Origin of the sequence: Flavobacterium sp. HTF, assembly GCF_003105115.1 — a bacterium.
GTDB lineage: Bacteria > Bacteroidota > Bacteroidia > Flavobacteriales > Flavobacteriaceae > Flavobacterium.
Genome location: NZ_QETH01000054.1, coordinates 15,462 through 29,770, shown reverse-complemented (window position 1 = coordinate 29,770; position 14,309 = coordinate 15,462). Strand labels below are relative to the sequence as shown.

General features: G+C 34.3%; 11 protein-coding genes. 6 read left to right on the top strand and 5 right to left on the bottom strand.

The window, feature by feature from the left end; all coding sequences use genetic code 11:
* Positions 1–392 precede the first annotated feature (392 nt).
* Entirely contained in the window at positions 393–941 is a 549-nt protein-coding gene (locus DCO46_RS15275) for a hypothetical protein (RefSeq protein WP_116753375.1), read from the top strand.
* A gap of 93 nt (positions 942–1,034) precedes the next feature.
* Here DCO46_RS15275 and DCO46_RS15270 read toward each other — a convergent pair whose 3' ends face one another.
* From DCO46_RS15270 to DCO46_RS15260, 3 genes are all read right to left on the bottom strand, one after another.
* Positions 1,035–2,024, bottom strand: coding sequence for an aspartate-semialdehyde dehydrogenase (locus DCO46_RS15270; protein WP_116753374.1), 990 nt, complete (start codon positions 2,022–2,024; stop codon positions 1,035–1,037).
* A 173-nt stretch (positions 2,025–2,197) separates the two neighbouring features.
* Positions 2,198–2,575, bottom strand: a complete 378-nt coding sequence (gene mscL / locus DCO46_RS15265) for a large conductance mechanosensitive channel protein MscL (protein WP_116753373.1) — start codon at positions 2,573–2,575, stop codon at positions 2,198–2,200.
* Positions 2,576–2,642: 67 nt separating this feature from the next.
* The gene (locus DCO46_RS15260) at positions 2,643–5,111 is read right to left on the bottom strand and encodes a bifunctional UDP-N-acetylmuramoyl-tripeptide:D-alanyl-D-alanine ligase/alanine racemase (protein WP_116753372.1); all 2,469 of its coding nucleotides are present in this window, start codon (positions 5,109–5,111) and stop codon (positions 2,643–2,645) included.
* Positions 5,112–5,350: 239 nt separating this feature from the next.
* Between DCO46_RS15260 and DCO46_RS15255 the strand changes: the two genes are divergently transcribed.
* On the top strand, positions 5,351–5,956 hold the full coding sequence (locus DCO46_RS15255) for a hypothetical protein (RefSeq protein ID WP_243416326.1): 606 nt from the start codon (positions 5,351–5,353) through the stop codon (positions 5,954–5,956).
* On the opposite strand, the gene DCO46_RS15250 is transcribed toward DCO46_RS15255, so the two are convergent.
* The gene (locus DCO46_RS15250; protein ID WP_317048057.1) at positions 5,951–6,685 is read right to left on the bottom strand and encodes a porin family protein; all 735 of its coding nucleotides are present in this window, start codon (positions 6,683–6,685) and stop codon (positions 5,951–5,953) included. The two genes, DCO46_RS15255 and DCO46_RS15250, sit on opposite strands and share 6 nt — an antisense overlap.
* A gap of 191 nt (positions 6,686–6,876) precedes the next feature.
* Here DCO46_RS15250 and DCO46_RS15245 point away from each other — a divergent pair, with 191 nt between their 5' ends.
* The 4 genes from DCO46_RS15245 to DCO46_RS15230 all read left to right on the top strand — a co-directional run bounded on the left by DCO46_RS15245 (position 6,877) and on the right by DCO46_RS15230 (position 13,126).
* Entirely contained in the window at positions 6,877–7,230 is a 354-nt protein-coding gene (locus tag DCO46_RS15245) for a hypothetical protein (RefSeq protein ID WP_116753371.1), read from the top strand.
* Between the two features lie 154 nt (positions 7,231–7,384).
* On the top strand, positions 7,385–9,592 hold the full coding sequence (locus tag DCO46_RS15240; RefSeq protein WP_116753370.1) for a TonB-dependent receptor: 2,208 nt from the start codon (positions 7,385–7,387) through the stop codon (positions 9,590–9,592).
* Positions 9,593–9,810: 218 nt separating this feature from the next.
* Positions 9,811–11,919, top strand: a complete 2,109-nt coding sequence (locus tag DCO46_RS15235; protein WP_116753369.1) for a prolyl oligopeptidase family serine peptidase — start codon at positions 9,811–9,813, stop codon at positions 11,917–11,919.
* Positions 11,920–12,133: 214 nt separating this feature from the next.
* Positions 12,134–13,126 (top strand): Gfo/Idh/MocA family protein, encoded by a 993-nt coding sequence (locus DCO46_RS15230; protein WP_116753368.1) that lies wholly within the window; start codon positions 12,134–12,136, stop codon positions 13,124–13,126.
* A gap of 211 nt (positions 13,127–13,337) precedes the next feature.
* Here DCO46_RS15230 and DCO46_RS15225 read toward each other — a convergent pair whose 3' ends face one another.
* Entirely contained in the window at positions 13,338–14,309 is a 972-nt protein-coding gene (locus DCO46_RS15225; RefSeq protein WP_116753367.1) for an outer membrane beta-barrel protein, read from the bottom strand.

The following is a 14,309-nucleotide window of genomic DNA, read 5'->3' as shown; positions in this document are numbered from 1 at the left end:
AGATTTTCATTAAAATAAGATAAAAATACTATTACCAATAATATTATCGGAACAGCAATTCTGGCTCGCTTTCTTTGTTTTTCAATTTGGTTACTTTTTGAAGCAAGATATAATTGTTGCTGCAAATAATCATTTTCTGTAAGGCTATACTTTAATTCCATTTAAATTAAGATTTATTAAGGTTTTAAAGAACAAAATTACTTTCAAATAAAAGCTACAACAGGTTTTAGAAGTCTTAATTATATCAAATCAAGACTAAATCAGATGACTTATTTTGTTATTCTAATGCCTTTTAGTGGTTATTAAAAATGTCTGTTAAAAATACTTTTGCAAAAAACTAAGCTTGCTTAAAGCATTAAGTTTCTTCCACAGTTAACCAAAACTTAAAATAAATGAACAAATTCTTAAATTACATTAGTATCGCATTATTAGCTTTAACATTATTTTCATGCAATAAAAATGAATGGACGCCGGAAAAAGAAGCTGACTTTAAAGCAGAATTGAAAAAAGGGCTGAAAAATACCTCAAAGGGAGTATTTTCAGATGATCAGGTAAATTATATTAGTAATTGTGTTTTTGAAAAAATAAAAAGTAAAAATCTAAAACCAAATGATGCTGATACACCTGAAACATCAATAATGGTCATGCAAATGGGAAAAGATTGTGCACAAGAATCATTCTCAAAATCGAAACCCCTTTCTGCAGCTGAAGTTAATAATACCTGGAATTCAGAAAATGAAAAAACATACAAAAATTTAATCAAAGAAATGTTAATCAAAAGTGGTGCAAAAAGTGAAGAAGCATCTCTTATTGCCGACTGTGCTATTAGTAAATTAAAGAAAGAAAACATAGGTCCGGCAGATTTACAAGATCCTAAAAAAGGTGACCTCATTCAGAAAATTGGTAAAAGTTGCGGAGAAGAATTAATGAAAAGGAAATAATTTTTAAATCAAATATTAAAATCAAAAAAACCGTAATTACATTGCTGTAATTACGGTTTTTCCTTTATAACAATTTTATTATTTAATCTCTAATTAAACCAATCCAGCCTGAATTAAATATTCAGCAATCTGGATTGTATTTGTAGCTGCTCCTTTTCTCAGGTTGTCAGCCACAATCCACATATTTAATGTGTTTTCCTGGCTTTCATCACGACGAATTCTTCCAACAAAAACATCATTTTTACCTTCTGCATATAATGGCATTGGGTAGGTGAAGGTGTCCAGATTATCCTGCACTACTACTCCATCTGTATGGTGTAAGATTTCGCGAACTTCATTTACATCAAAATCATTTGTAAACTCAACATTTACAGCTTCGCTATGACCGCCAACAACCGGCACACGAACAGCAGTAGCCGTAACTCTGATGGTATTGTCTCCAAGGATTTTCTGAGTTTCACGAACTAATTTCATTTCCTCTTTAGTATATCCGTTATCTTCAAAACTGTCGCAATGTGGAATCGCATTTCTGTGAATTGGATATTTGTATGCCATTTCTCCCTGAATACCTGCATACTCATTTTCTAATTGCTTAACCGCTTTTACACCGGTTCCTGTGATAGACTGGTAAGTAGAAACAATAATTCTTCTGATGTTGTATTTTTTATGTAATGGTGCCAAAGCCAATACCATCTGGATAGTAGAGCAGTTTGGGTTGGCAATAATTTTATCTTCTTTTGTTAAAACTGATGCATTGATTTCTGGGACTACCAATTTTTTTGTCGGATCCATTCTCCATGCAGAAGAGTTATCAATAACAGTAGTTCCTGCAGCAGCAAATTTTGGTGCCCATTCTAATGAAGTATCACCTCCGGCAGAAAAAACAGCAATATCAGCTTTCATATCAACAGCAGTCTGCAATCCAACAACTTTATATTTTGCTCCTTTGTATTCAATTTCTTTTCCTACTGATCTTTCTGATGCAACAGGAATTAATTCTGTAACAGGAAAATTTCTTTCTGCTAAAACTTTAAGCATTACTTCGCCAACCATTCCGGTAGCACCTACAACCGCTATTCTCATTTTTATATTTTTAATAATCAATAATCAAATTTATACCGCAAAAATAAGTATAATAAAAGTGAAAACAAGATGCTTCACAAAAAATAACAAAATGTTACAAAATAAACAATTTGCAAAAAAACCGCCTCTTTAGAAGGCGGTTAAGTTAGACTTAGTGTAGCGGTAGTATATTTTTATTTATTTTTCAAAAGATCTCTAATCTGAGTAAGTAGTTCTTCCTGAGTTGGTCCGGCTGGCGCTGCAGGAGTTTCGTCTTTCTTTTTAAGGCTGTTTAATGCTTTAATAATCAGAAATAAAACAAATGCCACAATTATAAAGTTAATTACGGCCGAAAGGAACAAACCATATTTTACACCTCCAAAAGCGGTTAAATCTTCTATTCTGGATAAATGGGCCGCATCAAGGGCCGGTTTTAATACCAAAGGCGTAATGACGTCTTCAATAAATGAATTAACAATTTTACCAAAAGCAGCTCCAATGATCACAGCAACAGCAAGATCAACAACATTGCCTTTCATTGCAAATGCCTTAAATTCAGAAAGAAATCCCATAGTGAATGTGTTTTTTGTTAATAAATGAATATCGAAAATACGGAAATTTCGTGAGAATTTGATAAATCTATCTGAAAAATACTCTTTTAACACGTTGCGAAATACTGGTCAGAATTTCATAAGGAATTGTTTTTAAGGCATTTGCTATTTCTGTCACGGTAGGATTTTCTCCAAAGATAACCACAGAATCTCCTTCTTTACAGTCAATTTCAGTTACGTTTATCATTAGCATATCCATGCAAATGCTGCCGACAATCGGTGCTTTTGTATTTTTAATCATAACATAACCTACTTCATTTCCCCATAATCTCGAGATTCCGTCTGCATAACCAATTGGTATGGTAGCAATTTTGGTTTGTTGATTCGCCATAAAACGACGACCATAACCAACACTGTCACCTGCCGGAATAGTCCGGACCTGAGAAATAATAGATTTTAAAGTACCGACATTCTCTAAATATTTTTGTTCGGCCGGATCGTTTGAAACTCCATAAAGTCCAATTCCTAAACGCACCATATTATACTGAGCATCAGGAAAATTACTGATTCCGGATGTATTAAGTATATGTCGGATGGGATTTATGCCTAACTCCGTTATTAATTTTGAAGATAATTTTTCGAATAAGCGAATTTGCGAAAGCACGAATTCATAATGATTCATATCGTCGCTCGTTGCTAAATGCGACAATACACTTTGTATACGAATAGTTGAATTTCCTTTTAAAGCTGCAATTAGCTCATCAATAGTATCTTCCTCAAAACCAAGACGGTGCATTCCTGTATCTAATTTAATATGAACAGGAAAATCTTTTAGGTTCTTTTCACGTGCAATTTTCAAAAAGGCATTTAACCCTTTGATGCTATAGATTTCGGGTTCTAACTGATATTGAATAATGGATGGAAAACTCGTAGATTCGGGATTCAAAACCATAATTGGCAATTTGATTCCGCCATTTTTCAGCGAGATTCCTTCATCGGCAAAAGCCACACCCAAATAATCCACTTTATGATGTTCTAGCAATTTGGCAATCTCCAAGCCTCCGTTTCCATAACCAAAAGCTTTTACCATAACCATTATTTTAGTTTCCGGTTTTACTTTTGATTTAAAGAAATTCAGGTTGTGACTAATGGAATCAAGATTGATTTCAAGAATTGTTTCATGTGTTTTCTCTTCTAATAGAGTAACAATTTCCTCAAATTGAAAAGACCTTGCCCCTTTTATTAAAATTGTTTCATTAGCAAAATTCAGGCTGTCAAAATTAGCTGTAAAATCAGCCGTGTTTTCAAACATAACAGCGTTTGAGAATTTATTTTTAAAAGAAGAAATCGTGCTTCCAATTCCGATTACACGATTTACTTTATTATCATTTATTAATTGTGCAACTTTAGAATACAGCTCTTCATTTGAAAATCCGCTTTGAAAAATATCCGATAAAATAACTGTTTTTGAAGCGTTCTTTTTTTGGCTTTCGAGAAAATCCAAAGCGATTTTTAACGATTGAAAATCAGAACTGTAACTATCATCAATAATACTGCAGTTATTTATTCCGTTTTTGACTTCAAGACGCATTTCTACCGGATACAACATCTGCATACGATTCTGAATAGTTACTGAATCATATTTAAAAGAAAGTAAAACCAGTAGACAGGAAATTGCATTTTCTATTGATGCCGAGTCCTGAAAAGGAATTTCTAAGTCAAAAATTTCATTTTTATATTGATATTGAATCGTTGTTTTTTCGTTTTTATTTTCTTTTTTAAGAATAAAAACATCAGCCGTTTTATCGGTGAAACTCCATGAAAAAACAACTCTTTCTTTAAATTGATTTTCTTCTAAAAAAGAATTCAGGCAAAGGTCTACAATTTCATTTTTCTGATAAATTATAACTTTTGAATGCTTGAAAAGCTTTAATTTTTCGTTGATTTTCTGCTCCAGGTTTTGAAAACCCTCATCGTGGGCAGAACCTATATTAGTCAGAACGCCAATATTGGGTTTGATGATTTTTTCGAGGTTAGACATTTCGTTAACCGTCGAAATTCCGGCTTCGAAAATTCCTAAATTATGTTTTTCATTTATAGCGATAACAGACAGCGGAACTCCAACCTGAGAATTATAACTTTTCGGGCTTCTGATAATATTAAAATCAGGACTTAACAAAAAGTTCAGCCATTCTTTTACAATTGTTTTTCCGTTGCTACCCGTCAATCCGATTACAGGAAAATCAAAAAGATTACGATAATAGGCTGCAAATACCTGCAAGGCTTTTAGTGTGTCTTCTACAACCAGAAAATTAGCTTTTCCTTTGCAATTATCAGGAATATATTGCACTACAAAATTCTGAACGCCTTTTTCTATAAGTTCAGAAATATATAAATGAGCATCATTATTTGCCCCGGATAAGGCAAAAAATAAGGTTTGAGAACCGTTTTGCAGTGAACGGCTGTCGATCGAAACGTGATCAACAAAAATATCAGTATTTAAGCCAATCCATTCTGCTTTAAGAACCGGGATAAGGCTTTTTAAATTTATGCTCATTGAAAATTCTTTTTGTCAAATTTAAAAAAAGGTTTGCCACGAATTACACGAATTTGCACGAATTTTTATTTTTCGAATGTTGAAAATAGTAATCTGGATTAAAAGAATTTTCACAGATTAGAATCATTTGAATCCTTCTAATCTGTGACAAAAAAATTATAATAATTTGCTAAAATTCACCCAATTCGTGGCAAAAAACATTAATTTCTTATATTTGTTCAATACCAAAAAATCCCGTTTTGAAAAAGATATTGCCCTTATTCTCTTATATATTACATCCGATTTTTATCTCGATGTATGCTACTTTGTTTTATTTGTATTGTAAAGAAGATATTTTTACGAACAGGGAAAAATACTATGTTTTATTTCAAATCCTGATTATTACGGTTTTGGTACCGACGTTATTTTTTATGCTTTTGCGTTCAACTGGACATGTAAAATCAGTAATGGTGCATGAAACTTCGCAGCGCCAGATTCCGCTTCTTTTACAGTGTTTTCTATATATTCTACTGGTAAAAAGAAGTATTGTAATTGCCCGTTATCCTGAGTTGCATTTCTTTTTTCTCGGGGCATTATTCAGTACCATTGTAGCTTTGATACTTACCTTATTTAAAATAAAAGCAAGTCTACATATGATGGCTATTAGCGGTCTGGCACTTTTTGTAATTGGACTCAATATTCATCTGAAAATGCAAAACCCGTATTGGACAGCATTAGTGGTTCTTTTGACCGGAATCGTGGCTTCATCAAGACTGGAAATGGAAGCACATACAAATAAAGAGCTGATTATCGGACTTTTGACCGGAATTCTTCCTCAGATCTTGTTCTTGTTTTTGTGGCTATAGAATATAAAAAATCAAACCGGCATTGATTGTCCTAATGTTTAAGTCTTCACCGGATAGTGTTTTTACCGATTTAAACAACGGATTGAGTCCGTAATAAATATAAAGATTCCAGGTATTGTACCCTGCTGAAAGATAGGGACCGTATTGAAATTTATTAATATTTGAGTCATTACTGATTTTATAAGTTGATTCCCCATCGTCGAGTACAGATTTGGTTGCAAATGCATAACTCAGTTTTACACCCAGATAAACCCTCCAGAATTTATAACTGTCAAAAGTAGAATTTCTCCATCTGAACTCAATTGGAACATCTACTAAATATTGTCTGTATCTGTTAGAAACAAATTCATTATAGTCATTTACCTGATAAACCAAGGCATCTGAACCATCTTTTGAAATGGTAAGGTTCTGAAAGAAATTCTGGTAACTCAATCCCAAACCGGCAGCAATGGCAAAGGTTCTTTTTTTATTAACAGGCATATCACGCAAAAATCCGGCAGAAATTCCCAAAGAAAATTTGTTCTGTTTAAGATCGGCAGGAATATTAGAAAAAAGATTATACGTTATAGTGGTATAAAACTGATCTTCACGATAAAGCGAATCGATTTTCACGATTGGTTCTATTTTAGGCTTTGTTTCCTCCTGCGAAAAGACATTCAAAAACGAAACTAAAAACAAACAACTAAAAAGTAATCGCATATCGTATTTTGGTTTTAAAGAGTTTTTCAAGTAAACGTTTTTTGGAGAGGATTTATTTTACTTACAAATATAATATAATGTCGGCTCAGGAGACGAGTAGAACGTAATTATTCTGTTTTTCGTCAAAAATAAAACGATTTGCCGAACTATTTTTAGCAAATCAGCAACAGATTAAAAAAAATAATCCCATTTCTCATTCGTCTTTTATACCTTTGTGGTGCATGAAAAAAAAGCAGCTCATATTAAGTGTTTCCTTTGCGCTGACAGTATTGTTCTCAATATTGTTTCAGTCGATACACAGTTATGAGCATATTGTAAAACAGCTTTCAGAAAAACAATGCCATCACGATTATAGTGATCCAAACGGTGAAGTTACGCATCAGCACCACGATTATGATGTTTGTTTTGTATGTCATTTTACTTTTGGAAGTTATATTGTTCCTGATGCATTTTCATTTCAGTTTCATACTCCAAACAAAGAAACACCTTATTTCTTCGCTCTTTCAGAAAAAATATTTTCATTTCCGGAAAGTGCCTATTTATTACGGGGTCCGCCCGCAGCTGTAGTTGCTTAAATTTCGTACCAACGAAATCAATCACAATCTTTTAATTTAATTCCAAAAAACAGTGGGTTTTCCCATCCTGAAATCATTCGGGATCGGCAGGCTTTATTGTTATTCCGGTTTTTTATTTCGAAGAAAAATCAATTTAACTATAGCATCATTTCAAATGAAAAAAATAATATTAGCCCTTATTTTAGGGTTTTCCGGGCTGCTTTCTGCCCAAAATTCTGTTTCCGGAACTGTAACAGATTCTCAAAATCAGCCAATGACCGGAGTATCGGTTTACGCGCCTGAATTGCATAAAGGTACGACTACAGACGCAAACGGAAAATATCAGTTTACAAATCTTCCAAACGGAAGCTTACGCCTTTCTTTTGCTTTCGTTGGTTTTACAACTCAAAATAAAACCATCGCTAAATTATTAAAAGAAAACACTTTAGACATTGCTCTGGAAGAATCTATCCTTGAAATGGATGAAGTGATTGTTTCTACTCCATTTAACAAACTGCAATCGCAAAACGTAATGAAAGTGGAACATGAAAGCATTAAATCCTTACAGCAAAAAGGAACCTCAACATTGATTGAAGGATTGGCTACAATTCCGGGAGTTTCACAAATTTCTACAGGAACTTCTATCGGAAAACCAGTAATTCGCGGACTGAGCGGTAATCGTGTTTTGGTTTATTCACAAGGTGTCCGTATCGAAAATCAGCAGTTTGGAGACGAACATGGTTTAGGTTTAAATGATGCCGGAGTTGAAAGTGTGGAAGTGATAAAAGGCCCGGCTTCTTTATTGTACGGTTCTGATGCTTTGGGTGGTGTTTTGTATTTTAATCCGGAAAAATTTGCTGACGCGAACACTTTTAAAGCCAATTTCAGCCAAAAATATTTTACCAATACAGAAGGAAGTAACTCTTCTATCGGATTAAAAACGTCTACAGATAACTGGAAATTTCTGGCACGAGGAAGTTTCAACACACACTCTGATTACAAAATTGCAGATGGCGACCGTGTGACGAATTCACGTTACAACGAAACCGATTTTAAAACCGGAATCGGCTATAGTAATTCCAGTTTCTCAAGTGTATTGAGATACAATTATAACAAACTTGATATCGGAATTCCGGAAGAAGGAATTGCAGAACAATCTTCAAGTAAAGACACGCAGTTTCCAAGACAGGGAATTTTCAATCATTTGTTGAGCTTAAACAACGTAATCTTTTTTGAAAACTCAAAATTAGATGTTGATTTGGGTTATATTTCCAATGACAGAAGTGAATTTGAAGACAGCAATGATGCTTCTTTGCACATGAAACTGAACACTTTAAATTATAATGCAAAATACCATTTCCCGAAACTTGGTAAATTTGAAACGATTCTTGGCGTGCAGGGAATGCATCAGACGAACAAAAACTCCGGCGAAGAATATTTAATTCCGGATGCCACAACAAATGATTTTGGTGTTTTTGGAACAGCAAATTATGAGTGGAACAACAATGTGTTACAGGCAGGATTGCGTTTTGACAACAGAAACGTTACTTCTGAAGCTCACGGAACTGAAGGCGAGGAAGGCTATTTCCAGGCTTTGGATAAATCATTTGACAGTTTTAATGCTTCTTTGGGATATAAAACACAATTAGCAGAACCTTTAACGCTTCGTCTGAATGTAGCAACAGGATTCAGAGCACCAAACTTAGCAGAATTAACTTCAAACGGTGTGCATGAAGGAACAAACCGATACGAAATTGGAAATGCTGATTTGAAAACGGAACAAAACGTTCAGACTGATTTGAATTTGGAATATAAAAATTCACACTTCGAATTTTTTGTGAACGGATTCTACAATCACGTAAACAATTATATCTACACATCACCAACAGGAGATGTTTTGGATGATAATGATGTTTTTGCATATGTTCAGGATAATGCACAATTATATGGTGGTGAAGTTGGTTTACACTTTCATCCGCATCCTTTAGACTGGTTGCATTTTGAAACCAGTTTTGAAACTGTAACGGGCAAAAAAGACAACAAAGATTACCTTCCCCTTATTCCGGCAAATAACTGGAATAATACTTTGAGAACCGAATTTAATATCAAAAACTGGTTAAGCGAAGGTTTTGCTTCTTTGAATATTTCTTCGACTTTTGATCAGGACAATGTAAGTGGCTTTGAAACGGCTTCTAAAGGTTATACTTTAGTGAATTTAGGTTTTGGAGGAACTGTAAAACTTGGTAAAACGGCATTTGATATCAACCTGAACGGAAACAATTTATTCGATAAAAAATATATTGCACACCTTTCAAGATTAAAAACAGATGGAATTCCAAATATCGGAAGAAACATCGTTTTGGGCGTTAATTTCAATTTATAATTATTAATTAACCGCAAAGCACGCAAGGTTTTTTTAGCTTAGCGTTTAAAAAATCTCGCAAAGTCGCGAAGTCGCAAAGATATTTTAAAACTTTGCGTCTCTGCGACTTTGCGGGATTAATATTTGTGCGCTTTGCGTAACTCCTGGTACACTTTGCGGTTAAATATTCTCCAATCTCACAAAAAGTACTATTTTTGTTACAACTGACAAACTTAACTATGAAAAAAACAATTCTTATAATGGCCATTACTACTGCAGGAATTTCATTTGGGCAAAATAAAATTCAGTATCCTGAAACAAAAAAAACCGAAACTATTGATACTTACTTTGACACAAAAGTAAATGATCCTTATCGTTGGCTTGAAGATGATAAATCTGCTGAAACGGGAGCCTGGGTAAAAGCACAGAATGAAGTTACGTATGGTTATTTAGATAAAATTCCGTTTCGTGAAGAGCTGAAAAAACGAATGGAAAAATTATGGAATTACGAGAAAATCGGAGCACCATCCAAAGAAGGAAATTTTACTTATTATTCTAAAAACAATGGTTTACAAAATCAATCTGTAATTTACAGAAAAGACAAAAGTGGTAAAGACGAAATTTTCTTAGATCCAAACACTTTTTCTAAAGATGGAACAACTTCTCTTGGCAGTTTGGATTTTTCTAAAGATGGTTCTAAAGCTGCATATTCTATTTCTGAAGGCGGAAGCGACTGGAGAAAAGTTATTATTATTGATGCTTTGTCTAAAAAAGTTTTAGAAGACACTATTGTTGATGTCAAATTCAGCGGAATTTCATGGTTCAAAAACGAAGGTTTTTACTATTCAAGTTATGATAAACCAAAAGGAAGTGAGTTATCAGCAAAGACAGATCAGCATAAATTGTATTACCATAAACTGGGAACTTCTCAAAAAGACGATAAAGTTATTTTTGGACTGGAAGACAAAAGAAGATATGTTGGCGGTTACGTTACGCAGGATGATCGTTTTTTGGTTATCTCGGCAGCAAATTCAACTTACGGAAACGAATTGTATATTAAGGATTTAAGCACTCCAAATAGTCCGATCATTACCATTGTAGATAACTTCAACAGTGATAATTCTATTATTGAAAATGAGGGAACCAAACTATTTATTGAAACAGATTTAAACGCACCTAATAAACGTGTTGTTTCTGTAGATGCAAAAAATCCTAAACCGGAAAACTGGAAAGATTTTATAAAAGAAACCGAAAATGTTTTATCACCTTCAACCGGAGCCGGGTATTTCTTTGCTAATTATACCAAAGATGCTGTTTCGTTAGTCTTGCAATATGATTATAACGGAAAACTGGTTCGCGAAATCAAACTTCCTGCCGTTGGAACTGCCGGAGGGTTTGGAGGAAAAAAAGAAGAAAAAATTCTTTATTACTCTTTTACAAATTATACAACACCGGGATCTATCTTTTCGTTTGAACCAAAATCGGGCAAATCAGAAGTTTATCAGAAGCCAAAGGTAGATTTCAAAAGTGATGATTACGAATCAAAACAGGTTTTCTACACTTCAAAAGACGGAACAAAAATCCCGATGATTATTACGTATAAAAAAGGAATAAAATTAGACGGTAAAAACCCTACTATCCTTTATGGATATGGTGGATTTAATATAAGTCTTACGCCAGGTTTCGGTATTTCAAATGCGGTTTGGATGGAAAATGGAGGCGTTTACGCTGTAGCAAATTTACGAGGCGGAGGCGAATACGGAAAAAAATGGCATGATGCAGGAACAAAGCTGAAAAAGCAAAATGTGTTTGACGATTTTATCGCTGCCTCTGAATATCTGATCGCCCAAAAATATACTTCATCTGATTTCTTAGCCATTCGCGGAGGTTCTAACGGAGGTTTATTAGTAGGTGCAACAATGACACAGCGTCCGGATTTAATGAAAGTGGCATTGCCGGCTGTTGGGGTTATGGATATGTTACGTTACAATGCTTTTACTGCGGGTGCAGGATGGGCTTTTGATTACGGAACTGCTCAGGACAGCAAAGAAATGTTTGAATACCTTAAGGGATATTCACCAGTTCAAAATGTTAAGAAAGGTGTTCACTATCCTGCGACTATGGTAACAACCGGAGATCATGACGATCGTGTTGTCCCTGCTCATAGTTTTAAATTCGCTTCAGAATTACAGGATAAACAAACCGGAGATAATCCTGTTTTAATAAGAATTGATGTAAAAGCCGGACACGGAGCAGGAAAATCTGTTGCCGCTACAATTCAGGAAAATGTAGATATTCAGGCTTTCACACTTTACAATATGGGTTTTAAAGCTTTACCTAAGAAGTAAGATTTTTTAAAGTTTTTTTAGCCACGAATTTCACGAATTTACACTAATTAAATTCTTGAGTTCGTGGCTTTATTTTTTTCTACCGCAAATTTTGCAGATTCTGCAGATTTTTTTTGTCGACAGATCTGCAAAATCTGCGGGAGAAATAATTCGTGGAAATTAGTGTAATTCGTGGCAAACCTTTTTTAAATTTGAGAAACTTAAAACTTAAACCATGAAAATTATAAAATGGGGAATTATAGGCTGTGGTAATGTAACTGAAGTCAAAAGCGGACCTGCATTTCAGAAAGCGCCAAACTCTGCTTTAGTTGCTGTAATGAGAAGAGACGCTGCACTTGCCGAAGATTACGCCAAACGCCATAACGTTCCGAAATGGTATTCTAATGCCGAGGATTTAATCAATGATCCGGAAGTTGATGCTGTTTACATTGCTACTCCTCCATCTTCTCATAAAGAATATACTATTTTGTGTGCCAAAGCCGGAAAACCGGTTTATGTAGAGAAACCAATGGCATTGACTTTTGAAGAATGTAACGAAATGATAAGTGTCTGTAAAGAGCATAATGTTCCATTATTTGTTGCTTATTACAGAAGAAGTCTGCCAAGATTTCTAAAAATAAAAGAACTAATTGACGGAGGTAAAATCGGAACGATACGACACGTAAATTGCGTTTTATATCATCCGTTTGAGACACGTTATGATGATGAAATCAATCTTCCATGGACAGTTTTACCCCATATTTCCGGAGGCGGAATTTTTGTTGATTTGGCCTGTCATACCTTAGATTTTCTGGATTTTGTTTTAGGTCCGATAAAGTCTGTTCGCGGACATGCGACTTCTCAGCTTAAAGCGTATCCGGCAGAAGATTCTGTTTCGATGTCGTTTTTATTTGAAAACGGGATTCACGGTTCCGGTTTATGGAATTTTACTAGTTTTGAACGCTACGACAATGCTGAAATTGTGGGCGATAAGGGAAAAATATCCTTCTCTACTTTTGGAAATGATCCTATTCATATTCAATATGCAAATGGAGAAAAAGAAAGTATTACAATAGAAAATCCGCTTCATATTCAGCAGCCTTTTATAGAAACTGTTATTGCTGAACTTCTCGGTGAAGGAGTTTCTCCCTCTAAAGGAACTTCGGGCTCAAGAACAACCTGGGTTATTGATGAAGTTTTGAAGGAGTTTAGAGAAGCTTCAAAATAGTATTTAATTGCCTCCTGTTTTAGATGGAGGAATATTTTCAAGAAAAAACTACAGGGCTTTAATCGAACTACTAGTTTGGCTAAAGCCTTTTTCTTATCAAATCATCAATACCACCAGCTAAAGCTGCAGGCAACTCATAAAAGATTTTCAAAAAAAAGAGGATATTCTTTCGAATATCCTCTTTTTGTAAACTATAAAAACTCTTGGAAAATTATAGGCTGTATTTAAGACCTAAAGTCAAACCTAAACCTGAGATTCCAACATATGAACTTAATTCGTCCATTGCATCATTTGGTCTGGTTGTATCAGCAGTATCTGCTGTAGTTGTATCAGGATTAAATAAAGGATTATTAGAATTTACATCTAATTTTTTATGATAATTAGTATGGATTTGTGAAGCTGTTCTTGTTCCTAAAGCATCTTGTCCATTAACTGTATATTCAGTAGTTTCTTTAGTTTTTCCATGAACTGTAAAGTTACGGTACTCTAATTCTGCAAAAGCAGAAATGTGTTTTCCTAATTTATAAGATGTACCCAATGATGCCATAAATCCAATTGTTGGATTTGGTTTCACTACATCTTTAGAATAAATATTAGTAGTATTTACAACATTGTTCCCTACATAAGATACAAGCTCTCTATTTGTTTTGATATCTAAAGTTCCATGAATTGGTACAATTACACCCACTTTAGTATAAGGTTCAAAACCATGTGCTTCACCTAAAAACATTACAACTGCAGGAGCTAAATCAAAAGCTTTGATTTGTCCATCAGCTGCAAAGCTAATATATGTAGCAACAGTTGTAGCCGGATTATATCCATAAAGTCTGTCTGTAGTTTCTGCCATTGTCTTACTATTACTAATGTAATAATTTGCAGACAACTCTACTCCTATACGTGTAGAAAAACGATATCCTGCAGTAATTCCACTTCTAAATCCTTGTCCAAAAGAACCAGTTATACTTTCTCTTGAAACTAATTTATTATTTGTTAAAGTTCCTGCATACACATCTCTATTTGGTGCTTGTCCTCCTACTTCAGGAAATTCAGTTGAAGCAGTTTGGTTGAAGTAAGACCCTCCTAATTTGAAGTACCAGCTTTCTGGTTTATTTGCCGTTTCAGTTTGCGCCATAGCGGTCATTGAGCAAACTAATAATCCTAATAAAAATAGGTTCTTTTTCAT